Here is a 24746-nt window from a genome sequence, read left to right as displayed (position 1 = left end):
TTTTGTGCCTGCGATTCAGGTGTTCTGTAACTCGGCGCAGCGGCGAGCGTAGGCCTGCGCCAATGCCTGGATTCTCGGATCGGTTGCGCTCGCCAGCGTCTGGCTCGCCACTCTCAGGAAATTCAGATTGCCGCCGGTCAGCGCTTTCTCCAGCCAGACAATCGCGTCGTCGACGCGCCCCTCAGCCGCCAGCACCGCCGCATGACTGAACTGCCCGCGAAAATCCCCGCCCTCGGCCGAACGTCGATACCAGTCACGGGCCGCTACGGGATTCGCCGGGCACACTTGCCCTTCTTCCAGATAACGCCCGAGCAGATTCATCGACTTGGCATGACCGGCTTCGGCCGCGCGTTGATACAGCGTCATGGCCTGAAGATGATCGACCGCTACACCGCGCCCGGTCGCCAGCAGATTGGCGAGGTTGTACATCGCCCAATCCAGCCCGGCATCCGCTGCAACGCGATAATGCCTGGCGGCAACCGCCGCGTCGGCCACACAACCCCATCCGTGTTCATGGCAACGGCCGAGCATGTTTCGCGCCATCAGATGACCTTGTCCTGCGGCGATTCCAAACCAGCGCAATGCCAACGGTTGATCCTGAGCGATCCCGTGACCATCGAGCAGAATCTGCCCGAGCAGCGCCTGTGCCTCCAGCACTCCCTCACCCGCCGCCATCAGAATCGCTTGAGCCGCGCGGGCCGGACTTTCTTCAAGCATCGCGGTGAGGCGTTCGCCGTCGAGGACTTCCTCGCGGCGCAAACGAAAATCCGCCACTCAGACCTCGACCCAGCGACGCAACAGGTTGTGATAAGTGCCGGTGAGGCGGATCAACGAAGGGTGATCGGGCATGTCATGGGTGAGTTGCTGGATCGCGCCGTCCATCTCGAACAGCAAGGCGCGCTGGCTGTCTTCGCGCACCAGGCTTTGGGTCCAGAAGAACGAGGCATAGCGCGCGCCGCGCGTGACCGCGTTGACCTTGTGCAGGCTGGTGCCGGGGTACAGGACCATGTCGCCAGCGGGCAGTTTTACGCGCTGGGTGCCGTAGGTGTCCTGGATCTCCAGCTCGCCGCCGTCGTAATCCTCGGGCTCACTGAAGAACAGCGTGGCCGACAGATCGGTGCGCACGCGCTCGATGCTGCCCTTGGGCTGACGCACCGCGTTGTCGATGTGAAAATCGAAACTGCCGCCCGCCGTGTAGCAATTGAGTAACGGCGGAAATACTTTGTGCGGCAATGCGGCCGACATGAACAGCGGATTTTTCCACAGGCGTTCAAGCATCGCGGCGCCGATTTCCTTGGCCAGTGGGTGGCCTTCCGGCAGTTGCAAATTGTGCTTGGCCTTCGCCGATTGATAGCCGGCGGTGATCTTGCCATCGGCCCAGTCGGCCTGTTCCAGAGCCTCGCGGATGCGCCGCACTTCGTCTTTCTCGAACAGAGCGGGGATGTGCAGCAGCATGTCGAAGTCACCTGATGGCAAAGAGGCGGCAATGGTATTGATTCTTATTGGCTGTGTAAAACCCGCTAGACGAATGAATCGGCAAAAACCGTAAGGTTAAATTGTAAAGAATGTAAATTCGTCGCGAATAACAATGTTTCGCAATTGATACGAATACCTGTTTACCCTATATTCCGCCGCCTCAAATCCTTGGGGAGGGGAATAAAAATGTCACGTCAACACGCACAATTACCCGTCAGCTCACCACGTCTGCTCGCCTCTGCCATCGGCGTTGCACTGACCGCCGGCTCCGCTGGCCACATGGTGTTCGCGGCCGAAAAGACCGACAGCAAAGCCTCCGGCAATGCCATTGCCCTGGACGCCACCGCCATCACCGGCGAAGCCCAGGACTCGACGTCCTACCAGGTCGAGAAAGCCTCCTCGCCCAAGTACACCGCGCCGCTGGTCGACACGCCGCGCTCGGTCACCGTGATTCCGCAACAAGTCCTGAAAGACACCGGCGCCCTGAACATGCAGGATGCGCTGCGCACCGTACCGGGCATCACCTTCGGTGCCGGTGAAGGTGGCAACCCACAGGGCGACCGTCCGTTCATCCGTGGTTTCGATGCCCAGGGCGACACTTACCTCGACGGCGTGCGCGACACCGGTTCCCAGAGCCGCGAGATCTTCGCCGTGGAAAACATTGAAGTCAGCAAGGGCCCGAACTCCGCTATCGGCGGTCGCGGCGCAGCTGGCGGCAGCATCAACCTGGTGAGCAAGAAAGCCCACCTGGGCAACTCGTTCGACGGTGGTTTCACCTGGGGTTCCGACCAGACCCAGCGCTACACCCTGGACGGCAACTACCAGTTCAGCGATACCGCTGCCGGCCGTCTGAACCTGATGAGCCACGAGAGCAACGTCGCCGGTCGCGACAGCGTCGACTACGACCGTTGGGGCATCGCGCCGTCCCTGGCCTTCGGCCTGGGCACCGACACACGCGTCAACCTCGACTACTACCATCTCGAAAGCAACGACACGCCGGATTCGGGCATCCCGTACACCATTCCCAAGGCCGGCTCGGCGGCACGTACCAAGTCCAACCCGGACAAGCCGTACTCGGGTGGCGATCACAGCAACTTCTACGGTCTGGACGGTCGCGACTTCCGCAAGGGCCGCACCGACACCGCGACCTTCGCCATCGAGCATGACCTGAGCGACTCGCTGACCATCAAGAACACCCTGCGTCACGGCACCAGCATGCAGGACTACATCCTGACCCAGCCGGACGACAGCAAGGGCAACGTCAACAACGGCAGCGTCTGGCGTCGTGCGAACACTCGCGTGAGCAACACCGAGACCACCACCAACCAGACTGACCTGTTCGGCAACTTCTACGTTGCGGGCTTCAAGAACAGCTTCTCCACCGGTGTCGAATACACCCGTGAGGAAAGCCGCAAGTCCTCGTACAACGTCAACACCGACACCACGCCGCGCACCAGCGCCGCGACCACCAACTGCACCCCGTCGATGATCGGCGCGTCGAGCGGCTACAACTGCACCTCGCTGTCGAACCCGAACCCGAACGATCCGTGGAACGGCGCGATCTCGCGCAACTACGCCGGCACCGACACCCAGTCCGATACCTACGCGCTGTATGTGTTCGACACTCTGGAACTGTCCTCGCAATGGCTGGTGAACATGGGCCTGCGTTACGACCACTTCGAAACCGGCTACCACACCTACACCAACGCGGGCACCACCACCGCCAAAGGTGCTGACACCAGCGAGTTCGTCACCGGTCAGTTCGGCATCGTCTACAAACCGGCAGAGAACGGCAGCATCTATGCGTCCTACGCCACCTCCGCCACGCCACCAGGCAACACCCTCGGCGAAGGCATGGACGGCAACCCGCTGGGCGGCACCACCGATCGCAACGGCAACCTGCTCAAGAGCGACATGGAGCCGGAAACCACCAAGAATTACGAAATCGGCACCAAGTGGGATCTGTTGAACGATCGCCTGTCGCTGACCGCCGACATCTTCCGCACCGAGAAAGAAAACGCTCGTGTCCAGGTTGATACCACCTCGTACGAAAACGCCGGCAAGACTCGTGTACAAGGTATCGAGTTGTCCGCCAGCGGCAAGATCACCGACAAGTGGCAAGTGTTCGCCGGTTACGCCTACATGGACAGCGAACAGGTTGATGGCGGCCCGCTGAACCGTGCCACCGACGGCAACGAACTGCCTAACACGCCGAAAAACAGCGCCAGCCTGTGGACCACTTACCAGGTCACGCCGAAGCTGACCATCGGTGGCGGTGCGTTCTACGTGGATGACGTGTTCGGCAGCGTGGCCAACACCACCATGGTCGATTCCTACGTTCGCTACGACGCGATGGCCGCGTACAAGCTGACCAAAAACGTCGACCTGCAACTGAACGTGCAGAACCTGACCAACGAAACCTACTACGACAAAGCCTTCTCGACTCACTTCGCCAACCAGGCGGCGGGCCGTACGGCATTGCTGAGCACCAACTTCCACTTCTGATAGAAGCCGGAAGCCTCGGGCCCCGTTCATTCACTTGAACGGGGCTTTTGTGCGTAATAAAGAACGTTTCTCGATAAGCCACGGCATAATGCACGCCGTGAACACAATTTCCGAACGGACAAGGCTAGCGACGTGTTGAAGAAAACCCTGTTCCAGTTGCACTGGTTTTTTGGCATCACTGCCGGGCTGGTGCTGGCCCTGATGGGCATCACCGGCGCTGCCTATTCGTTTCAGGACGAGATCCTGAAAGCCCTCAACCCATCTGTTTTGCAGGTGGAGAAACAGGTCGCCGGCGTCCTGCCGCCCGCTGAGCTGGTGGCGCAGATCGAAGCCGCCTCGGGCAAGAAAGTCTCGATGCTCTCGGTCGAGACCGAGAGCGGCACCGCCGGGCGCGTCTGGTTCACCCCGCCGAAAGGCGAGCGACGTGGCGAGATGCGTTACTTCGATCCCTACACCGCCGAGTTCAAGGGTGAGGCCACCGGTCAGGACTTCTTCGGGCTGATGTTGCAGTTGCACCGGTTCCTCGCCATGGGCGATACCGGCCGCAACATCACCGGTGCCTGCACCCTGATGCTGCTGTTCTTCTGCCTGTCTGGCCTCTATCTGCGCTGGCCGCGCCAATGGAACAGCTGGCGCGTCTGGCTGACTCTGGACTGGAAGAAAAAGGGTCGCAGCTTCAACTGGGACCTGCATTCGGTGTTCGGCACCTGGTGCATGCTGGTTTACCTGCTGCTGGCGCTGACCGGACTGTCCTGGTCCTACGAGTGGTACAACAAAGGCCTGACGAAACTGCTGTCGGACGCGCCGCAAAACGAGCGCGTGCGCGGCGGCCGTGGCCCGGCTCCCGAAGGTCCGGCGCCGACTGCCGATTACGCAGCCATGTGGATCAGCATCTACAGCGCCGCCGGTCCAGGCCTCGCCTCCTACAACATCCGCATGCCGCCAGTGGCCGGCCAACCGGCGACCGTGTTCTACCTGCTCGACAACTCGCCCCACGAGCGTGCGCTGAACCAGATCACCCTCGACCCGGCCACCGGCGTCGTCAAACGGGTCGACCGCTACGCCGACAAGAGCTTCAAGGCGCAATTGCTGACCAGCATTTATGCGCTGCATGTCGGAAGCTATTTCGGTCTGGTCGGGCGGATCATCGTGACGGTCGCGGCGGTGCTGATGCCGCTGTTCTTCATCACTGGCTGGCTGTTGTACCTGGATCGCCGACGCAAGAAAAAGCAGATCAAGGATGCCCGTCAGGGTCTCGAACAACCGGCCGGCGATGGCCCGGCGTGGCTGATCGGTTTCGCCAGCCAGAGCGGTTTTGCCGAACAACTTGCTTGGCAGACGGCAGGCCAGTTGCAGGCCGCCGGTTTGCCGGTGAAAGTGCAGCCGTTGGCGAATGTCAGCGAACAGGATCTGCAGGAATCAAACAACGCGCTGTTCGTGGTCAGTACCTTCGGCGACGGCGAGGCGCCGGACAGCGCTCGCGGTTTCGAGCGCAAAGTCCTGAACCGTGCCTCGGCTCTCGACAACCTCAACTACTCGGTGCTCGGTCTCGGCGACCGTCAGTATCAGCACTTCTGCGGCTTCGCCCGACGCCTGCATCAATGGCTGGGCGAACACGGCGGCAAGACCCTGTTCGCCCCGGTGGAAGTCGATAGCGGCGACCCTTACGCGCTGCGGCACTGGCAGACCCAGCTCGGTCTGATCACCGGCCAGGTGCCGGTCGATACCTGGCAGGCACCGAGCTACGGCAACTGGACGCTGGTCCGCCGCGAGTTGATGAACCCTGACAGCAGCGGCTCGCCAGTGTTTCTGCTGGGACTTTCCGCACCGGATACCAGCAGCTGGCTGGCCGGCGACCTGGTGGAAGTGCTGCCGCGCAACTGCCCGTGGGCCATCGAACACTTCCTCGACGGCCTCGGCATTCGCGGCGAAACCAGCGTGAAGGTCAACGGCCTGGAAGAATCGCTGGAAGTGGCCCTCGCCACCCGCCAGTTGCCCGAGCACCGCGCCCATCTGGTCGGCCTGCACGCTCAGGCGCTGGTGGATGCGATGGTGCCGCTGGCGATGCGCGAATACTCGATCGCCTCGATTGCCGCCGACGGCGTACTGGAACTGATCGTGCGTCAGGAACAGCACAGCGACGGCACCCTCGGCATCGGCTCCGGCTGGCTGACCGAGCACGCGCCGGTGGGCGGCAGCATCAGCCTGCGGGTTCGGCGTAACAGCGGGTTCCACCTGCCGAACCAGCCTGTGCCGATGATCCTGTTGGGTAACGGCACCGGCCTTGCCGGTTTGCGCAGTCTGCTCAAGGCGCGGATTGCCGACGGGCAGCAGCGCCAATGGCTGTTGTTCGGCGAGCGCAATCGGGAACACGATTTCCTCTGCCGCGCAGAACTCGAAGAGTGGTTGATCAATGGTGATCTGGCGCGTCTGGACCTGGCGTTCTCCCGGGATCAGGCCGAGAAGATCTACGTCCAGGACCGCTTGCGCGAATCGGCTGGGGAACTGAAGAAGTGGCTGGCGGACGGTGCCGTAATCTACATCTGCGGCAGCCTGCAAGGCATGGCGTCAGGCGTCGACCTGGCGCTGCATGACATCCTCGGCGCCGAAGAAGTCGAACGCCTGATCGAACAGGGTCGCTACCGCCGCGACGTTTACTGACCATAAATAACAACTGTGGGAGCAAGTTCGCTCCCACAGTTTGTTTGCGCTGAACTCAGGTCGGCTGTAACTTCTGCTCGAATACCGCCACCCCGTTCAGATCCCGCAACACCACGCTCATCTCCCCGCTCTGCCCCTCGATATTCACCTCGCCAAAAAACTGGAATCCGGCAAACGGCGAGGCGTTTTGCGTCGGCGGCGCTTTCTGGAACACCACTTCCGGGCCAAAAGTCTTGTCCAGCGGATTGGGTCCGAAGCTCCCGGCATTCAACGGTCCTGCGACAAACTCCCAGAACGGTTCGAAATCCTGGAACGCCGCGCGTTCCGGGTGATAGTGATGCGCCGCGCAGTAATGCACGTCCGCTGTCAGGAACACGAAATTGCGCACCTGATGTTTACGTAGAAACCCGAGCAATTCCGCGACTTCCAGCTCACGGCCCTGAGCCGGGCCGGGGTCTCCGTTGGCCACGGCCTCCCAACGCGGCACGCCGGGGCTGACTTCACCGTCCGGCACGCCAAGACCGATCGGCATGTCGGCCGCGATGACTTTCCACTGGGCTTTCGAGGCCTTCAATCCGCGCTTGAGCCAGTTCAGTTGCTCACGCCCGAGGAACGGTTTTTCCGCCCCGAGATTGTCGTCGTTGGCGCCGCGATAGCTGCGCATGTCGAGCACGAACACATCGAGCATCGGCCCATAGCTCAACTTGCGATAAATCCGCCCGCCACCGTCCGCTGCCTGACGGCGCATCGGCGAATATTCGAGCCAGGCCTGACGCGCGCGCCCGACCAGGGTGTGGATATCTTTTTCCTGATAGCGCTCGTCGAGCTGCTTGCCCGGCGACCAGTTGTTGACCACTTCATGGTCGTCCCATTGCCATATCTGCGGCACTTCGGCGTTGAAGCGGCGGATGTTTTCATCCATCAGGTTGTAGCGATAGTTGCCGCGATAATCGTCGAGGGTCTGGGCGACCTTGCTCTTGGCTTCCGTGGTGAGGTTGCGCCACACGCGGCCACCCTCGGTGGTCAGTTGCGCCGGCACCGGGCCGTCGGCGTAGATGGTGTCGCCGCTGTGGATAAAAAAGTCCGGCAGACGCAAACGCATGGATTCGTAGATGCGCATGCCGCCGATGTCCGGGTTGATGCCGAAGCCTTGACCGACCGTGTCGCCGCTCCAGACGAATCGGATATTGCGCCGTGCGGTCGGTGCGCTGCGCAGGTGGCCGAGCCACGGTTCACTGGCGACGCCGGTCTGGGCGTCCTTGAAATACACGCGATAGAAAATCGCCTGATCGGCGGGCAATCCGGTGAGCTCGACGCGGGCGGTGAAATCGCTGCGCGCGTCGGCCAACGCGGAGATGACACGCCGAGGATGGCGGAACTGACTGCGGGTGTCCCACTCCACCACCATCCGCGCCGGGCGGTCGCTGCGGCTCCAGATCATTGCCCGGTCGCCCTGCAGGTCGCCGGACTGCACGCCGTCGGTGAGTTGCGGTCGATCCTTGACCGAGGCGATCACGGCCGGCGCCAGCCCCGGCATCAGCAAACCGGCGCCGACCACTTGCATCACGCGCCGGCGACCGAGGTTGAAATCGCTCATGCTGTTCTCCCTGAAAAAAGGAAAACTTAACCATCACCAGATGAAGCGGGTATGACACCTCAGGCGTTGGCCGGCTCCAGCGCCAGCTCGACCGCTTCCGGCCGCTTGACCAGCGCATACACCACCGCCGTCAGCAGACTGCCCGCGACAATGGCCAGCAGGTACAGCAGCGCATGGTTGATCGCATTCGGAATCGCCAGCACAAACAGGCCACCGTGGGGCGCCATCAGCTTGCAGCCGAAGTACATCGACAGCGCACCGGTCAGCGCACCGCCGGCAATGCTCGCCGGGATCACCCGCAACGGGTCTTTCGCGGCAAACGGAATCGCCCCTTCGGAAATGAAGCACAAGCCCAGCACCAGCGCCGCCTTGCCCGCCTCGCGTTCGGTCTGGGCGAACTTGCGTCGAGCGATGAACGTAGCGATGCCCAGACCAATCGGCGGCACCATGCCGGCGGCCATGGTCGCGGCCATCGGTGCGTAACTCTGCGAAGCCAGCAGCCCCACCGAGAACGCATACGCAGCCTTGTTGATCGGCCCGCCGAGGTCGACGCACATCATGCCGCCCAGCAACACACCCAGCAGGATCGCGTTGGTGGTGCCCATGCTGTCGAGGAAGTGCGTGAGCGCCGCGAGCATCCCGGCCACCGGTTTGCCGACCACGTAAATCATCACCAGCCCGGTGATCAGGCTGGCGAACAGCGGGATGATCAGAATCGGCTTCAGCGCTTCCAGACTTTGCGGCAATGCCACATAACGACTGATCAGCTTCGCCGCATAACCGGCAATGAAACCGGCGACGATCCCGCCGATGAACCCGGCGCCCAACGTACTCGCCAGCAAACCACCGATCATCCCCGGCGCCAGGCCCGGACGGTCGGCAATCGAGTAGGCGATGTAACCGGCCAGCAACGGCACCATCAATTTGAACGCGGTTTCGCCACCGATCTGCATCAGCGCCGCCGCCAGCGTGCCCTCTTCCTTGAACGCGGTGATGCCGAACACGAACGACAACGCAATCATCAAACCGCCCGCCACCACCATCGGCAGCATGAACGACACACCGGTCAGCAGGTGTTTGTAGACGCCGGTTTTCTCTTGTTTGGCCGGGGCCTTGCCGTCGCTTGCAGCGCTTTCCTGCTTGCCTTCGGCCAGGGCTTTTTTCAGCGTGGCTTCGGATTGCTTCAACGCGATCCCGGTGCCGCAGCGGTAGATTTTCTTGCCGGCGAATCGCTCGGTGGCGACTTCGATATCGGCTGCCAGCAGCACCACGTCGGCCTCGGCAATCGCTGTTGCGCTCAGGGGATTTTTCGCTCCCACCGATCCCTGGGTTTCCACTTGAAACTCATAGCCCAGACGCTTGGCGGTTTGCTGCAACGCTTCGGCGGCCATGAAGGTGTGGGCCACGCCGGTCGGGCATGCAGTGACGGCGACGATGCGTGGCACGCGTTGCTCGACCGCAGCCGGGGCGACTTCGCCGGCGACATGGATTTCGGCTTCTTCGGCACCGCGACGCAGCGCCGCTTCGACATCCTGCAGCGCTTGCGCCGGCGCGATCCGGAATACGCGCTTGCCGATGAAACGCGTCATGTCGATGTCGCCGGTGGCCACCAGCAACACCCACTCCGCCGCCTCGATGGTGGCCGCCGACAACGCGCGTTCAGGATGCGCCGCATCCACCACTTCGACGCTGGTGCTCCAGCCCTGACGCTGGGCCGCGGCATCCAACAGCCGGGCACACAGCACACTGGTGACCATGCCGTTCGGGCAGGCCGTGACGATGGCTAACTTCATGACAAACCCTCTTATTGTTCTGTCAGGGGACGCACGCGCACGCCCTGTTCGAGCTGCGTCAGTTGCGCAGCATCGTGAATACCGAAACCGATCTGGGTCACCGCCTGCGCCGCAATCGCCGTGGCCGTGCGCAGGGTCTGTTCCGGCGTATCGGCGCTGAGCAGACCGTGGAGCATGCCGGCCAGCAACGAATCGCCGGCACCGACCGTGCTGGCGACGCTGACCTTCGGCGGCGTGGCATGCAACGCCGAGCCGACGCTGAACCAGTTCACACCGTCGGCGCCGTGGGAGATCACCACATGCTCGATGCCTTGAGCGTGCAAGCGACTGGCCGCTTCTGCCTCTGCGACGTGGGACAGCACTTCACACCCCAGCGCGTCGGCCAGTTCTTCGGTGTTCGGTTTGATCAGCCACGGCCCAGCCTTGAGTGCCGTGCGCAGCGCTTCACCGCTGGTATCCAGCGCCACTTTCAGGCCCAGCCCCTTCAGGCGCTCGATCAATTCGCGCAACCACTTCGCACTGACCCCGCGCGGCAGACTGCCGGCCACCACCACCGCGTCATGCCCCGGCGCAATCTGCACCAGTCGATCCAGCAACGCCTGTTGCGCCACTGCGCCCACTACCGGCCCCGGACCGTTGATGTCGGTGATTCGTCCTTCCTGTTCCGCCACTTTGATATTGCTGCGGGTCTCGCCCGGAACGCGGATGAAGGCGTCGACGAAGCCGCGTTTGGCGAACAGGTTTTCGAACGCCTGCAGATTGTCTTCGCCGAGAAATCCGCTGACGGTCAGTTGATGACCGAGATCGGCGAGCACCTGCGCGACGTTCACGCCTTTACCGGCAGCGTGGGTGTGCATCTCGTCGCTGCGATTGACCTGACCGGGTTCCAGACGCCGCAACTGCACCGTGAGGTCCAGCGCCGGGTTGAGGGTCAGGGTAAGAATCTTGGCCATTACAGGGCCTCCACTAATGCGCGCACTTCGTTGGCGCTGCCCACGGCCAGGGCTTGTTGAGCAAGGGTTTGCGTCTGGGTCAGGCTGAGTTCGCGGATGCGCGCCTTGACTTCGGCGATGCTGCGCCCGGAGACACTCAATTCATCCACGCCGAGACCGACCAGCACCGGCACCGCCAGCGGATCCGCCGCCAGCTCACCGCAGACGCCGACCCATTTGCCGTGGGCATGAGCCGCGCGCACGGTGATGTCGATCAGTTGCAGCACCGCCGGGTGCAGGCCGTCCGCCTGGGCGGACAGGGTCGGATGACCACGGTCGATGGCCAGGGTGTATTGGGTCAGGTCGTTGGTGCCGACGCTGAAGAAGTCGACCTCTTTGGCCAGCACCGGCGCCAGCAAGGCAGCGGACGGCACTTCGATCATGATCCCCAGTTGCAGGTCGGCGACCGGGATTTCCAGACGCAGGCGCTCGGTCATGTTCCGGGCCTGACGCCACTCGTCGACGCTGCCGACCATCGGGAACATGATCCGCAGCGGACGGTTGTCCGCCGACCGCAGCAAGGCGCGCAACTGCGCTTCCATGATCTGCGGACGCTGCAGGGTCAGGCGAATCCCGCGCACACCGAGGAACGGGTTTTCTTCCTTGGCAATCGGCCAATACGGCAGCGGTTTGTCGCCGCCGACGTCGAGGGTGCGCACCACCAGCGGCCGACCGGCGAGGCCATCGAGTACGCGGCGGTATTCGGCTTCCTGAGTCGCCTCGTCGGGCGCCTGCGGGTGGGCCATGAAAATCAGTTCGGTGCGCAGCAGACCGATGCCTTCGGCACCCTGCTCCATCGCACTGATCACACCCGCGCTTTCGCCGATGTTGGCGAACACTTCCACGGCGTGGCCGTCGGTGGTGTGTGCCGGTTGATGACGTTGTTCGGCGGCGGCTTTCAGGCGTTGTTCGCGTGTGTTGCGTTCTTCGGCGGCGCGTTGCAGGGTCGCGGCATCCGCATCGACATGCAGGCGACCGCGCTGGCCGTCGAGCAGCAACGGCGTGCCCGGATTCAGCAGCAACACTGCAGCGCCCGCACCGACCAGCGCCGGAATCCCCAGAGCGCGGGCCACGATGGCGCTGTGAGCGGTGGCGCCACCACGGGCGGTGAGAATCCCCGCCACCCGCGCCGGATCGAGCCGCGCCACGTCGGACGGACCGACCTCATCCATCACCAGAATGTACGGTTGCTCAGGCTCGGCAGGCGTCTGCACGCCGCACAGTTGCGCCAGCACCCGACGCCCGATATCACGCAGGTCGGCAGCACGTTCGGCGAGCAAGGCATCCTGCAACGATTCCTGTTGTTTCGCGGCGGCCTCGATCACCGCCATCCATGCCGCTTCGGCGCTTTCGCCTTGCTTGAGGCGGGTGTCGAGCTCATCGGTGAGTTCCGGGTCGTCGAGCATTTCCTGATGGGTGATGAAAATCTCGCGGATCGCCTTGGCCTTGCTGCGTTCGATCAGGCCCTGAATGTCCTGACGCACGTCGGCCAGCGAGTTTTTCAGACGCTCGCGTTCGATGGCGGCGGACTCGCCACGCAACGGGTAATCGATGGTTTGCTGGACCTGAATGTGTGCCGGGCCGATGGCAATACCGGGGGCGGCGGGAATCGCTTGCAGCAGGCTGCCGGAGGCCGGGGCGCTCAGGACTTCGGCAATGTCGGCAATGACTTCGCGTTGCTGACTGACTGCCGGCAGCGGTTCGACTTCTTCGCCGAGGCCTTCTTCGATGGCGGCCAGCAAGGCCGGCAAGGCATCGGCAGCGATGCTCGGCTCGGCGATGATTTCCAGCACCTGGCCGCGACGGGCGCCGAGGCTCAGCAGTTTGCTCAGGCTCTTCACCGATACAGCGCTGTCCTGACCGTCGACGATGCGGACACGGATTTCACCGTCAAAACTCTTCGCCAGTTGCGCGAGGATCTTCGCCGGCCGCGCATGCAGACCATGGGCGTTGGCCAGCGCAATCCGCGCACTCGGCCAGTCGGCCGGCAATTCGCCGCCGAGCACTTCGAGGACTTTGCGGCTGCTGGTGGCACGGCCCAGTTCATGGCCGCGACCTTCGATCAGCAATGCACACAAGCGCTCGAGCAACGCCTGATGCGCTTCGCCGAGGCTGGCCAGGCAAAACAGACCGCTGAGGGGCTGGCCGAGGTAACGCATCGGTTTGTCCGGCGTGACGAAGGCAAGACCCGGACGCTTTACGGTCTGCTCGCTATGCAGCCACCACAGGCCATCGCCCAGCGGCAGTGCTTCGACTTGCTGCAGCACGCCGGCAAAACCGTTGCTCACGCAATCGGCCTGACGCAGCAGACGCGCACCGCGCCAGACCAGTTCTTCGAAATCGTCGGCGGACACCCCGAGGCCGATCATCTGCGCATCCAGTGCCAGTTCCTGCGGCGCGCCTTGCAGCAGTTTCAGCAGCGCTTCGGGCGAACTGGCGCGGCGCAGGGCCTGGCCCAGATCGGTCTCGCCGAGGGCGCGGGTCAGCAATTGCAGCAGGCGCAGGTGTTCGTCGGATTTGGCCGCGATGCCGATGGCCAGGTAGACGATCTGCCCGTCGCCCCAGTCCACACCGTCGGGAAACTGCATCAACCGCACGCCAGTGGCGAACACCTGATCGCGGGTTTCGGGCGTGCCATGGGGGATCGCAATCCCCTGACCGAGAAAGGTCGAGCCCTGGGCTTCCCGCGCCTGCAAACCGGCCAGGTAACCGTCGGCGACCAGACCATCAGCGACCAGATGATTGGCCAGCAATTGCAGGGCGGCGGGTTTATCCACAGCCGATTGGCCCATGGATATCTGCTCTACAGTGAGCTCGAGCATGCGATCTCCTTTTTGACGCGTTGGTGCGCCAGGTATTGTTTTGAATGGTTGCAGCTTAGGCGCTTGTAGGCTTCCCTTTCAGGAGGCAGTTTTGGCGGTTTCACGGCAGAACCGGCCAAAGGCATCTAAAACGTAGAAAATACGCTTGCTGAAACGTTTAATCTAGATTGATCGGCACGTTACTCGATAATGTCTCATCCTTGAAGTCCAACTTGTCGGATGCGCTGCGACAATGGTCGCCTGCCTGAATCGGGTAGGATTGGCGAAAATGTGGCGGCAAGCTCGAAAAAACAAGGAAATCCCGGGTTGAAACTCAGTGATATCGCGCGGTTGGCCGGAGTGTCCGTGACCACCGCCAGCTACGTCATCAACGGCAAGGCCGAACAGCAACGCATCAGCACCGCGACCGTCGAGCGGGTGCGGGCGGTGGTCGATCAGCACGGCTTTACTCCCAATCCACAGGCGGCCGGGCTGCGCAGTCGGCACACCCGGACCCTGGGTTTCATCCTGCCGGATCTGGAAAACCCCAGCTACGCGCGGATCGCCAAGCTGCTGGAACAAGGTGCCCGGGCGCGGGGCTATCAGTTGCTGATCGCCAGCTCCGACGATGCGCCGGACAGCGAACGGCAATTGCTGCAACTGTTCCGCGCCCGACGCTGCGATGCGTTGATCGTCGCCAGTTGCCTGCCGGCCGGTGACGACAGCTATCGCCAATTGCAGGCCAAGGGCTTGCCGGTCATCGCCATCGACCGGGTGATGGATCCGGAACACTTCTGCTCGGTGGTCAGCGATGACCGCGAAGCCAGCCTGCACCTGACCGAAAGCCTGCTCGACCCGCAGCCGAAACAGATCGTGCTGCTGGGCGCCCGCCCGGAACTGAGCATCAGCCAGGAACGTGCCGCCGGTTTCAAACAGGCCCTCGCCGGCTTCAAGGGCGAAGTGCTGATCGAGCACGCCGAGTCCTTCAGCCGCGAGTGCGGCAAGCAATTGATGGAAGAACTCCTGCAACGCCTCGGGCATTTGCCGGATGCGCTGGTGACCACGTCCTACGTACTGCTGCAGGGCGTGTTCGATGCACTGCATGACTTCCCGCTGAAAAACCGCCCGTTGCGTCTCGGCACGTTTGGCGACACCCAGTTGCTGGACTTCCTGCCGCTGCCGGTCAACGCCATGGCCCAACAGCATCAGCTGATCGCCGACAAGGCGCTGGCACTGGCGCTGGCAGCGGTCGAGCAATCGGATTACCAACCTGGCGTACAGGCCATCGCCCGTACCTTCAAGCAGCGTATTCACCGGGACTGAACCGTGGAGCTGATCGACAGCCACACCCATCTGGACTTTCCCGACTTCGACGCCGACCGAGCGGCGCTGCTGGCCGAAAGCCGCGCCCTCGGGGTCCGACGGATGGTGGTGCTGGGGGTGTATGAAGGCAACTGGCAGCGGGTATGGGATCTGGTGCAAGGCGATCCCGATCTGTACGCGGCTTTCGGCTTGCATCCGGTGTATCTGGATCAGCATCGGCCGGAAGATTTGCTTGCGTTGGGCGACTGGCTGACACGGCTGCGCAGTCATCGACAGCTGTGCGCTGTCGGCGAAATCGGACTGGATTACTTCATCGAAACCCTCGACCGCGAACGCCAGCAGGCGCTGTTCGACGCGCAACTGCAACTGGCAGCGGATTTCGAGTTACCGGCGTTGATTCATGTGCGGCGCAGCCACGCGGCGGTGATTGCCACGCTCAAGCGCTTCAAGCTCAAGCGCGCCGGGATCATCCACGCCTTCGCCGGCAGCTGTGAAGAGGCGCGGGAATACATCAAACTCGGTTTCAAACTGGGTCTCGGCGGCGCGCCGACCTGGCCCCAGGCGTTGCGTATGCATCGGGTACTGGCGGATTTACCGCTGGGCTCGGTGGTGCTGGAAACCGACTCACCGGACATGGCGCCCGCCATGTACCCCGGCGTGCGCAACACACCGGCGCATCTGCCGGCGATCTGCAACGTGCTGGCGGGATTGATGAGTATCAGTGCAGAACAACTTGCCGAGGCCAGCACCGCCAACTGCTGTGAAGTGTTCGGCTGGTAGTCAGTCGCCGTGGGCTTTCGCCGCATCGAGAATCAAAGTCATGTGCTGACGGTGGCGAACAAAACGTGCCAGCGCGAAGTACACGAAAATCACGATCAGTGAAGCATTCAACTGTTCAGTCACACTGAGCAGTCCCACCCATTCCATCACCAGCGCCACCAGCAACGCGGTACACACCGTCACTGATGCACTGAAGCGCAACAGGCCCAGCGAATCCAGGGATTTGAAACGTCTGATCTGTTTCGGGCAGCGCAGCTCCAGGGCTTTCTGGCAGTGAGCGCAGGTGAACGGTTCATTGATCGCGATGGCATTCAGTTGCCAGGGTTTGAGCAGCAGCGTGGTCTGGCAATGGGCACAGCGGCCCTGGACTCCCAGGGTTGCAACAGACATGTGTGGCCTCCTCCAAACGGTCAGTTGATGTGATCTTGATCCATTGAAGACGAAAAATCAGAGCCCGGAGGAAATCAGGAAATTGCTTACAAACGTAAGCAAAGAAGTACTACAAATTATTCCGACATACCTGCCTCCGGAGAGGCAGGCTGCTTATACCCGGAAGGCGCTGATCAACTGCTTCAACTCAACCACCTGCGCCGACAGGGCCCGACTGGCATTTTCGGTCTGATGGGCACCTTCAGCCGTGCGCTCGCCGGCGCGGTTGATCTCGACGATGTTCTGGTCGATGTCATGGGCGACCGCGGTCTGCTGCTCCACGGCAGCGGCGATCTGCTGGTTCTGATCAACGATCATGCCTACCGCACCGAGGATGTTTTCCAGCGCCTGCTGGACCTTTTCCGACTGTCCGACGGTGCCGCTGGCCATCGAATGACTGACGCCCATGGCTTTCACCGCTGCACCGACCCCGCCGTGCAGTTTGGCGATCATCTGCTCGATTTCTTCGGTCGATTGCTGGGTGCGTTTGGCCAGCGTCCGCACTTCATCCGCCACCACCGCAAAGCCCCGGCCCTGCTCACCGGCCCGCGCCGCCTCGATCGCCGCGTTGAGGGCCAGCAGATTGGTCTGCTCGGCAATGCTCTTGATCACCTCCAGCACGCTGCTGATCGACTGGCTGTCGCTGGCCAACTGATTGATCACCCGCACCGACTGATCGATCTCGCTGGCCAGTGCCGCGATGCTGCCCTGCTGCGACTCCACCAGGCCACGTCCGCTGATGGTTTCGTCGTTGACGCTGTGGGCGCTGCTCACCGCAGCCGCCGCACTGCGCGCGACTTCCTGCGAGGTCGCCGACATCTGGTTCATGGCCGTGGCCACCTGCTCGATCTGGGTGCGCTGACCGGCCACGGCCTGGTTGCTTTGCGCCGAGACATCTTCCACTTGCCCGGCCTGACGCTCGACCTCGCCGACCGTATGGCCGACCCGCTCGATCAGGTCGTGGATCTTGCGCACCGTGCCATTGAACACCTCGCCCAGTTCACCCAGTTCATCGCGGCTATGGGCCACGAAGTTGACCGTCATGTCCCCGGCCGCGACTTTGTCCATGATCGCGCCAAGACGTTTGAGCGTGTTGCGAGTCGAGGCGTAGAAGCCGCCATAGAGATAGAAAATCAGCACAAACACCACCGACAGCGCCACGGCCTGCAAGATCATGTGCGTGCGGTTCTGCGTCAGGCGTTGTTGTAATTGGGTGTCGAGGAATTTCAGGGTGGCTTCGTTAAGCTGATACGTGCGGTCCATCAGCCCGGTGACCTGGTCGTAAAAAGCCTGCCACGGCGCATCGAGGGTCTCGGCAACCACCACTTGCTCTTCGAATATTTCGCTGGCCTGCTTCAGCGAGGCCTTGCTGGCGTCGGCCGCCGCACTCAGCGAATCCCGCGCGGCCTTGCTCGAGCCCAGCGCGTCCTGCAGTTTCAGCCCGTACTCGCCCTGAAGCTTTTCGATCTGCGCCAACAGTTCATCGAAGCGGGTGCTGGAGGAACTGTTGAGAAATCCCTGCCCCAACGAAAAAGAGCCCATGGCCCGGCCTTCGCCAAGGGTCTGGGTGATGGCTGGCGTGATCGCGGTGACCAGTTCGCTGAGTTGGCGGATGTCGCTCTGGTTGTCTCGGCTCAGGCCGGCCTGGCTGGCGACGATCTGGCTGAAAATCTGTGCACTGCCGAGCAGTTTGCCGATCAGCGCGCTTTTGCTTTGCAGGGAGTTCTCCGCTTGCTGGGCCTTGAACGCGGCAATCATTTCATCGCGCTTGGCATCGAAGACCTTGATCTGTTCCGGGTCCTCGGTCATGGCCGTCAGCCCTTGCAGGCGCGCCAGAACGTTTTGCTCGAGGCTGGTGATTTGCGACTCGACATTGCCGGCCTTGCCCGACTGGCCGAGGGTGACGTTGATCTGCACCAGGTTGTTGAGGGTTTCCAGATCCCGACGCAGGGTCAGGCTGCTGCCCAGCAGGTCGAGGCTTTGCAACTCCACCCGGGTGCCCTGGAATTCGCGATAGGAATCGCGCACCAGATAGAAGTTGGTCACCAGCATCGGTACCAGGAACAGCACGCTGATCAGGCTGAACTTCATGCCGAAGCTCAGGCGGTTCATCAGCGAGACGGCGGGATAGAGCAAGCTCTTCACTGGAAGTCTCCCTTGGTTTTTTTCTTGTTTTTATTGGCAGGCGCGGAGCGACAGCAGATAGCCACTATCGGGCGCTATCTCTGTATAGCTCAAATCGAAGGGAGGTTTTGTAACTTAAGGTTAATGGCAGAGAATCGCCCGAACGCGGGCTGCGTTCGGGCGACATTTTGATCTTCAGGCAGGCATCAGTGGATCAGGACGGTCCACAGGGCAAACCCGGCGTACCACAACACCGCTGCACGCAGCAGCAGCTCCCACAGGCAATCGAGGGTGTTGATGCCTTCCGGGCCAACGACGGCGGGCGGAATTTCTCCGGCGGCCAGGCCAACCCTGTTGATCAATTGCTCGGCGCTGATGTTCCAGTTCAACAGTTCATGCAGCATGATCCGGCTGACCGCGACGAAGTTGCCGACCAGAGCCAGACTCGCCGCCAGCAGGCGCACCGGTACCCAGTCGAACGCGTGCCGCAGCTGCTCTGCCCGCTCGGCCAGTGCCGGGTTTTGCGCGTTTTCCTCCGCCAGCGCCAGCAGGCGATAGCTCAGCGCGGCAACCGGACCAAGCAGGAAGTACCAGAAAATCACCGCAAAAAAGCTCTGGTAGGCCTGCCACAACAGATGGCGCTGCACTTGTTCCAGCAATTGCTCGCCGCTTTCGGCACAGATATCCAGATCGCGCTTGGCCACGTGGGCGGCGGCCTGCAAGTCTTCCCGACGCCAGGCATCACGGAACGGGCCGAGACCGCCGAGCAGATCACCGCGCCCCAGGCTGTAAATCACCACCAGCAAATGCACCGGCAGGGCCAGCAGGCCATAGGCAACCGGCTCCAGCACCAGCAGCAACAACCCCAACAATGCCACCGGCAGCAGCACCAGAATGACCAGCACCAGCCACGGCCGTTTGGCCAGGTTGCCGCTTTCAAGCTTGTGCAGTTCGCGGATCCATCCGCCATCGCGTTGAACCCGATGGCGCAGGGCCGAGAACTTCTCGATCCATACCGCCAGCAGTAACACCAGAAAACTCATTGTCCTTCCTCTTGTGCCAGGGCGGCGCGGTAGCGTGCCCAGTCGAATGCGGGTCCAGGGTCGGTCTTGCGTCCGGGTGCGATGTCGCTGTGTCCGCAGATACGTTCGACAGTGATCGCTGGAAACGCTTTTTGCAAATGCCGGGTCAGCACGATCAACGCCTGATACTGCGCCTCGGTGAACGGCAGATCATCGGTGCCTTCGAGTTCGATGCCCACGGAAAAATCGTTACAGGTTTCCCGCCCTTCGAACACCGACACGCCGGCATGCCAGGCACGCTCAAGGCAGGAGACAAACTGGGTGACCTTGCCGTCACGTTCGATCAGGAAATGCGCAGAGACGCGCAGGTCGGCGATCCCTGCAAAATAGGGATGCTCCGTGACATCCAGACGATTCTGGAAAAATTCCTGCACCTTGCCGGTGGCGAACTGCGCCGGCGGCAGGCTGATGTTGTGGATGACCAACAGGGAGACTTCGCCCGCCGGGCGTTCATTGAAGTTGGGCGAGGGGCAGACCTGCACCCCGTGACACCACCCGCTTGCGGGATCCAACTGCATACCGATTCCTTCAACGCCGACTGTGTTGCGCCCAGTATGCCGTGATCGGCCCCCGGCGCGCGATCACTTGCCGCGATTGAGCCGTCGCAGATTGCCGAGCACCGACTCCAGCGCGCGGTCGAACAACAACGTGTCATCCAGCGCCCGCACCGTCCCGCGACGGAACTCCATGGCCAGGGCGATGCGGTTACGCTCCTGCACTTTCGTTCCGGTACGGTCGACAAACACGTACTTGCCGGTCGCCTCGATGATCGCCGCCAGTTTGCAGCGCAACGTATGTTCCTCATCCTCTTCGAACGCCACCCAACTGCCCAGGCGCAACTGATCGACCTGACGCAGGCTGGCGTCATCGGCCGGCAAACGCTCCGGCCCCAACATCGGATGACCTTCGTCGGCGGTCTGCAAAACGATGGCCTGAGACACCTGGATCATCGGCGGCGACTTGGCCTGATCCGGCTCGGTTGAAGGCTGGAGCAAACGAACGTGCAATGCTTCCAGCGCGCTGAAAAACTCGCTGGTGGCAAACGGATCGAACGCCGAGCTGCTCAAACCGTCACGCAATGACTTGAGCAGTCCCGGCACCAGCGACAGCAAACGCAGGCCCGACTCGGCATCCTCGTGACGCTGCACGCTCCAGATCAACTGCTCCATGGTCTGCACGTCGGCCTGCCATTCGGCGGACTGATCGCCGTGCTTGAGGCACGTCAGCAGCAAGACTTTGCTCCAGGCCGCCTGGGCGAAAGTCACCACCGTCGGTGGCAGGACTTTGCCGAGCATTGCCTGGTTCAACGCCTGCTCGACACGCAGGCGGGCCAGTTCGGTTTTCGCCCGGCCCTCTTCAGCATCACGCAGACGCTGCTCAAGCAGTTCGCTGCGGCGGCGCTGGTCGCTGGTGAAGGTGAGGAAATCCGCCAACAACTCGGAGAAAATCGCCGGGTCATCGACGAAATCCGTCAACAAGCGCTGCACCACTTGCTCGATGCGCAGATAGAGGCTGTCGCGCGCGTCGCCGTCGCATTCACCCCAGCCCATGGCCGCTTCGGCGATTTCATTGAGCAGGCGTCGTGCCGGATGGCTGCTGCGACTGAAAAAACTCTTGTCGATCACCGCGACTTTCAACATCGGGATCTGCAACCGGGCGATCAGCGCCTTGAGCGAATCCGGCAGGTTGCGGTCGTCGAGAATGCAGTCAAACACCATCGCGACCAGGTTGATCACGTCCTCGTCCGCACCACCGACGATCCGCGATTTGCCGCTTTTTACGCTGACCCGGGTCAGCAATTGTTCAAGCTGATTGCGCAGATCGAAGTCTTCCTGCCCCGCCAGCGCCGGCACGTATTGCTGCAAGTGCGAGAGTAGACGCAGCAGGTCGCGGGTGGAAATCGGCTGGGGTGCCGCACTCGGTTCAAGGGTCGGCGCGACACTGCCGCGCACGTGCAGCAGCAACTCCTGGAGTGCGGCGAAAACTTCCTGCACGCCCGCGTCCGCCGGCGATTGATCGTGTTCGTCGAACTCGCTGTGCGCGCTGGCCGAGGCGTGATCCCTGGCCCGGCGGGCCGGTGCAGGCTTGAGCTCGGGCAACACCCCGGTGGCGACCAACAGTTGGTTGGCCTCCGCGAAAAGTTGGTCGGTGTCGGCCAGCACATAGCGCTCGAACAGTTTGAGCAGGATCAGCTTGACCTTGATCTCCACGCCCAGATTGCGCCCGGCCTGGAGGAAAAACTCACACAGCATCGCCGGGCCCAGCGGGTTGTGTTGATCGTCCAGGGATTTGCCGAGCAGTGCGCTGAATCGCGCGGTCAATTGATCAAGGGCGAAACCGTCGCGATTCAGCACACGGCCGACCATGGTTTCGATCGCAACGCTGCGCTCCATGTCGTCGGTGCGCGCCGTGGTGTCCTCATACTGCAGCGCGTGAGGCACGACATTTGGTACGGGATCATATTGAGTGAGGCCGACAAAGGCCTCAAAGAATTGTTCGAGAAAGCCGCGCTCGATGTTCTTGCGCTTGAGGCGCAAGTCGCGCATGGCTTCGAAAAAGATGTTCTGTTCGACGTCGTTGCGGGCCCGGTCGGCCATTTCGAATAGCGTGTCGTCGGCGTTATCGAACAGTTCCTGCAGGCCATTGCGCAAGCGCTGTGCAGCCTTGTCGCGAACCTGAAGCAGAATCACAGGCAGGCGGGCGAGCGGCGAGTGAGTCGCCTGATCGGTAGCAACCTTGTGCAAAGGCACTACATTCCCGTCGTTGTGCATCCAAGCCTCCTGAAACGGTGATTTGCCGACGTCAAAGTCATGGCGTCAAATGCAAGGCGGATTATCTTGCAAAAGTTGTCTCCGGCGCCAGAGCCGTCAGGGTTTCCCCTATAAGCCGTCACCTTCCAGTGACCACGACGGAATCGGGTTTGCTCAAAGAAAATCGACCGGATGCAGCGCTACGTAGCCGTTCTCGCCTTGGGTTGGCCGACGCCATGCCCCTATAATCGGGTCACTTAGTTTGTGGAGCCCGTTATGCCGAATCTACGTCTCGCCGATTTGACCGCCGAAATCGAAGCCAACGTGCGCCGTGCGTTGCTCGAAGACATCGGCAGCGGCGACATCACCGCGCAACTGATCCCGGCCGAACGCCTGGCCAAAGCCACCATCATTACCCGCGACGCGGCTGTCATCTGCGGCACAGCCTGGGTCGATACGGTATTCCGTCAGCTCGACCCTCGGGTGGCGGTGCACTGGCAAGTGCGCGATGGCGAACGGGTTTCGCCGAACCAGCCGTTGTTTCACCTGGAAGGCCCGGCCCGTTCCCTTCTGACCGGTGAACGCAGTGCCCTGAACTTCCTGCAGTTGCTGTCCGGCGTAGCCACCCGTGCGCAGTACCTGGCCGACTTCGTGGCCGAAACCGACGTGAAACTGCTCGACACCCGCAAGACTCTGCCGGGTCTGCGCCTGGCGCAGAAATACGCGGTCACCTGCGGTGGTTGCCATAACCATCGCATCGGTCTGTACGACGCGTTCCTGATCAAGGAAAACCACATTGCCGCCAGCGGCGGAATCCCGCAGGCCATTGCCGCCGCACACAAGATCGCGCCGGGCAAACCGGTGGAAATCGAAGTGGAAAGCCTGGATGAACTGAAGGAAGCGCTGGCGGCCGGCGCCGACATCATCATGCTCGACGAACTGAGTCTCGACGACATGCGCGAAGCCGTGCGCCTGAACGGCGGCAAAGCGAAGCTGGAAGCCAGCGGCGGCATCAACGAAAGCACGTTGCTGCCGATTGCCCAGACAGGGGTGGATTACATCTCGATCGGTGCGATGACCAAGGATGTGAAGGCCGTGGACCTGTCGATGCGCCTCAGTCTCTGAATCGAGCGCGCAATAAAAAACGCCAACCCTTTCGAGGCTGGCGTTTTTGTTTCAGACCACCAGATTATTCATCTCGCAGTACTCTTCCCAATCGACACCCAGCACTTCGGCCGCCTCCTTGTGCAGTTCCAGGCGTTTGGCCTCGAACTCTTCAGGGCTGCTGGTGTACTTGAGCGTCAATTCCCACGGCTGCAAACCCTGGGCTTCGGCTTCATCTTCGAACGCCCACTGGATCTGGTCCTTCTGCTCATCGGGACTCAGGTCCTTGATCTCGTCCATCAACTCCGGCGCATCAAGTTTGTACTTCTCCAGCGCTTGTTCGTGGCGTTGCTCTTGGGTCAATTCAGTCATGGCGTTCTCGCTGATCGTAAGAATGGAAGATGGATCTGGATCATCAAGGATCTCTCTGACGCGGATTGTCCGGCCTTCGGAACCATTCGGGATCATCTGAAAACTGCTGGGCGATGCTCATGCAGACAGCGAATATAGGACGTTTGGCGAGCGAATTACACGGGTCTTTACATCTCTCCCACAAAAAGTTGACCTGCGGAACATAAACCGGATTTCCAAGTCATAGCGATGTGCCATATCGGCACGCCCCTTCGCTGTTCACAAGGAAACCCAGTGATGCGCAGTTTTTCGAAGATTTCTTCTGTTGTGTCCGCCACCGCTTTGACCGCCCTGCTGGGCACACTGGCCCTGCCGGCCAGCGCAATGGCCGTTGAACTGAGTAGCAGCAGCCCTTCCTATGGCGACCAGATCTCCGCCATTCACAACGATTTCGGCAAAGACGTGGTGATCAAGAGCGGTATCGGTGTCGAAGACCTGAAAAAGATGCGCGACACCGTCAACGACCAGTCGCGTCAGATCGAAGAACTGAAGCGCAGCAGCGGTTCGAGCTCAAGCTCCAGCGGCAGAGAGATTGATGACCTGAAGAACAAGGTCAAGGAACAGGATCGTCAGATCGATACGCTGAGCCGTCAGGTCGACGACCTCAAGCGCAACAGCGGCTCAAGTTCCAGTTCGAACAACAGCGAAATTTCCAGCCTGAAGCAGAAGCTCAACGATCAGGATCGCGCGATGGATCAGCTCAAACGCACCGTCGAGGAGTTGAGCCGCAAGGTGAAATAAGGGGAAGTGGTGCCCGAGACAGGAATCGAACCTGCGACCTTCGCGTTACGAGTGCGCTGCTCTACCGGCTGAGCTACACGGGCGGTGGGCTAAACCTAGCACCGGTATTGAAGGTCGGCAACTTCGTAGAATGACTCGATATTTCGCAGACAAAAAATGCCCCGCCGTTTTCACGGC

The 24746-nt window shown here is 61.8% G+C and carries 18 protein-coding genes and 1 tRNA gene; 6 read left to right on the top strand and 13 right to left on the bottom strand.

Translation table 11 applies throughout. From position 1 onward, the window contains the following. Window positions 1-15 precede the first annotated feature (15 nt). Window positions 16-717 carry a tetratricopeptide repeat protein gene (locus AC07NR_RS23365; RefSeq protein WP_305836634.1) on the bottom strand — a complete coding sequence of 234 codons (702 nt, stop codon included), beginning with the start codon at window positions 715-717 and terminating at the stop codon, window positions 16-18. A gap of 57 nt (window positions 718-774) precedes the next feature. Next, window positions 775-1455, bottom strand: coding sequence for a Fe2+-dependent dioxygenase (locus tag AC07NR_RS23360; RefSeq protein ID WP_248738337.1), 681 nt, complete (start codon window positions 1453-1455; stop codon window positions 775-777). Between the two features lie 207 nt (window positions 1456-1662). Here AC07NR_RS23360 and AC07NR_RS23355 point away from each other — a divergent pair, with 207 nt between their 5' ends. Together AC07NR_RS23355 and AC07NR_RS23350 are read left to right on the top strand one after the other, a co-directional pair. Further along, window positions 1663-3981, top strand: a complete 2319-nt coding sequence (locus tag AC07NR_RS23355; protein ID WP_305836604.1) for a TonB-dependent receptor — start codon at window positions 1663-1665, stop codon at window positions 3979-3981. A 132-nt stretch (window positions 3982-4113) separates the two neighbouring features. Next, on the top strand, window positions 4114-6642 hold the full coding sequence (locus AC07NR_RS23350) for a PepSY domain-containing protein (protein WP_248738339.1): 2529 nt from the start codon (window positions 4114-4116) through the stop codon (window positions 6640-6642). Window positions 6643-6697: 55 nt separating this feature from the next. Here the strand turns inward: AC07NR_RS23350 and AC07NR_RS23345 are convergent, their stop codons facing one another. Genes AC07NR_RS23345 through ptsP form a run of 4 tightly spaced genes read right to left on the bottom strand, consistent with a single transcriptional unit; the run spans window position 6698 to window position 13846 of the window. Then, window positions 6698-8239 carry an alkaline phosphatase D family protein gene (locus AC07NR_RS23345; protein WP_248738340.1) on the bottom strand — a complete coding sequence of 514 codons (1542 nt, stop codon included), beginning with the start codon at window positions 8237-8239 and terminating at the stop codon, window positions 6698-6700. Between the two features lie 59 nt (window positions 8240-8298). Next, entirely contained in the window at window positions 8299-10032 is a 1734-nt protein-coding gene (locus AC07NR_RS23340) for a PTS fructose-like transporter subunit IIB (protein ID WP_248738341.1), read from the bottom strand. Between the two features lie 11 nt (window positions 10033-10043). After that, window positions 10044-10985 carry a 1-phosphofructokinase gene (pfkB, locus tag AC07NR_RS23335; RefSeq protein ID WP_248738342.1) on the bottom strand — a complete coding sequence of 314 codons (942 nt, stop codon included), beginning with the start codon at window positions 10983-10985 and terminating at the stop codon, window positions 10044-10046. Then, window positions 10985-13846: a phosphoenolpyruvate--protein phosphotransferase gene (gene ptsP, locus AC07NR_RS23330; protein WP_495079575.1), complete on the bottom strand. Its 2862-nt coding sequence runs from the start codon at window positions 13844-13846 to the stop codon at window positions 10985-10987. Before ptsP ends, pfkB begins: the two co-directional genes overlap by 1 nt. A 306-nt stretch (window positions 13847-14152) precedes the next feature. Between ptsP and cra the strand changes: the two genes are divergently transcribed. Both cra and AC07NR_RS23320 read left to right on the top strand, forming a co-directional pair. Next, on the top strand, window positions 14153-15148 hold the full coding sequence (cra, locus tag AC07NR_RS23325; protein ID WP_248738344.1) for a catabolite repressor/activator: 996 nt from the start codon (window positions 14153-14155) through the stop codon (window positions 15146-15148). Between the two features lie 3 nt (window positions 15149-15151). Continuing rightward, window positions 15152-15928: a TatD family hydrolase gene (locus tag AC07NR_RS23320; protein WP_495079574.1), complete on the top strand. Its 777-nt coding sequence runs from the start codon at window positions 15152-15154 to the stop codon at window positions 15926-15928. Here the strand turns inward: AC07NR_RS23320 and AC07NR_RS23315 are convergent, their stop codons facing one another. From AC07NR_RS23315 to AC07NR_RS23295, 5 genes are all read right to left on the bottom strand, one after another. Continuing rightward, window positions 15929-16318 (bottom strand): hypothetical protein, encoded by a 390-nt coding sequence (locus tag AC07NR_RS23315; protein WP_495079573.1) that lies wholly within the window; start codon window positions 16316-16318, stop codon window positions 15929-15931. Window positions 16319-16471: 153 nt separating this feature from the next. After that, window positions 16472-17176, bottom strand: coding sequence for a methyl-accepting chemotaxis protein (locus tag AC07NR_RS23310; RefSeq protein WP_423205729.1), 705 nt, complete (start codon window positions 17174-17176; stop codon window positions 16472-16474). 1511 nt (window positions 17177-18687) lie between these two features. Continuing rightward, a complete protein-coding gene (gene ampE / locus AC07NR_RS23305) occupies window positions 18688-19524 on the bottom strand; it encodes a regulatory signaling modulator protein AmpE (RefSeq protein WP_495079572.1) in 837 nt (278 codons plus the stop codon). Further along, window positions 19521-20081: a 1,6-anhydro-N-acetylmuramyl-L-alanine amidase AmpD gene (gene ampD / locus AC07NR_RS23300; protein ID WP_085711840.1), complete on the bottom strand. Its 561-nt coding sequence runs from the start codon at window positions 20079-20081 to the stop codon at window positions 19521-19523. The genes ampE and ampD overlap by 4 nt, the downstream gene beginning before the upstream one ends. Window positions 20082-20144: 63 nt before the next feature. After that, window positions 20145-22334 carry a DUF1631 domain-containing protein gene (locus AC07NR_RS23295; protein ID WP_495079571.1) on the bottom strand — a complete coding sequence of 730 codons (2190 nt, stop codon included), beginning with the start codon at window positions 22332-22334 and terminating at the stop codon, window positions 20145-20147. A 255-nt stretch (window positions 22335-22589) separates the two neighbouring features. On the opposite strand from AC07NR_RS23295, the gene nadC reads away from it, so the two are divergent. Next, complete coding sequence (gene nadC, locus AC07NR_RS23290) at window positions 22590-23438, top strand: carboxylating nicotinate-nucleotide diphosphorylase (protein WP_085711842.1); 849 nt, start codon at window positions 22590-22592, stop codon at window positions 23436-23438. A 51-nt stretch (window positions 23439-23489) separates the two neighbouring features. Here nadC and AC07NR_RS23285 read toward each other — a convergent pair whose 3' ends face one another. Then, window positions 23490-23789, bottom strand: coding sequence for a DUF6388 family protein (locus AC07NR_RS23285; RefSeq protein WP_085729552.1), 300 nt, complete (start codon window positions 23787-23789; stop codon window positions 23490-23492). A 276-nt stretch (window positions 23790-24065) separates the two neighbouring features. On the opposite strand from AC07NR_RS23285, the gene AC07NR_RS23280 reads away from it, so the two are divergent. Beyond that, on the top strand, window positions 24066-24569 hold the full coding sequence (locus tag AC07NR_RS23280) for a hypothetical protein (protein WP_248738349.1): 504 nt from the start codon (window positions 24066-24068) through the stop codon (window positions 24567-24569). Between the two features lie 7 nt (window positions 24570-24576). Here the strand turns inward: AC07NR_RS23280 and AC07NR_RS23275 are convergent. Then, window positions 24577-24652: transfer RNA gene (locus tag AC07NR_RS23275), tRNA-Thr, on the bottom strand. Window positions 24653-24746 lie beyond the last annotated feature (94 nt).

It is taken from the genome of Pseudomonas sp. GW821-FHT09C09 (assembly GCF_059418105.1).
Note: the sequence above shows the minus strand (reverse complement) of the source record. Positions and strands in the feature narration are given on the sequence as shown.

Coding starts and splice junctions, on each gene's coding strand:
- AC07NR_RS23365 (WP_305836634.1), bottom strand. CDS start 717: ATGCTTGAAGAAAGTCCGGCCCGCGCGGCTCAAGCGATTCTGATGGCG.
- AC07NR_RS23360 (WP_248738337.1), bottom strand. CDS start 1,455: ATGCTGCTGCACATCCCCGCTCTGTTCGAGAAAGACGAAGTGCGGCGC.
- AC07NR_RS23355 (WP_305836604.1), top strand. CDS start 1,663: ATGTCACGTCAACACGCACAATTACCCGTCAGCTCACCACGTCTGCTC.
- AC07NR_RS23345 (WP_248738340.1), bottom strand. CDS start 8,239: ATGAGCGATTTCAACCTCGGTCGCCGGCGCGTGATGCAAGTGGTCGGC.
- AC07NR_RS23340 (WP_248738341.1), bottom strand. CDS start 10,032: ATGAAGTTAGCCATCGTCACGGCCTGCCCGAACGGCATGGTCACCAGT.
- pfkB (WP_248738342.1), bottom strand. CDS start 10,985: ATGGCCAAGATTCTTACCCTGACCCTCAACCCGGCGCTGGACCTCACG.
- ptsP (WP_495079575.1), bottom strand. CDS start 13,846: ATGCTCGAGCTCACTGTAGAGCAGATATCCATGGGCCAATCGGCTGTG.
- AC07NR_RS23315 (WP_495079573.1), bottom strand. CDS start 16,318: ATGTCTGTTGCAACCCTGGGAGTCCAGGGCCGCTGTGCCCATTGCCAG.
- AC07NR_RS23310 (WP_423205729.1), bottom strand. CDS start 17,176: ATGTCGGCGACCTCGCAGGAAGTCGCGCGCAGTGCGGCGGCTGCGGTG.
- ampE (WP_495079572.1), bottom strand. CDS start 19,524: ATGAGTTTTCTGGTGTTACTGCTGGCGGTATGGATCGAGAAGTTCTCG.
- ampD (WP_085711840.1), bottom strand. CDS start 20,081: ATGCAGTTGGATCCCGCAAGCGGGTGGTGTCACGGGGTGCAGGTCTGC.
- AC07NR_RS23295 (WP_495079571.1), bottom strand. CDS start 22,334: ATGCACAACGACGGGAATGTAGTGCCTTTGCACAAGGTTGCTACCGAT.
- nadC (WP_085711842.1), top strand. CDS start 22,590: ATGCCGAATCTACGTCTCGCCGATTTGACCGCCGAAATCGAAGCCAAC.
- AC07NR_RS23285 (WP_085729552.1), bottom strand. CDS start 23,789: ATGACTGAATTGACCCAAGAGCAACGCCACGAACAAGCGCTGGAGAAG.
- AC07NR_RS23280 (WP_248738349.1), top strand. CDS start 24,066: ATGCGCAGTTTTTCGAAGATTTCTTCTGTTGTGTCCGCCACCGCTTTG.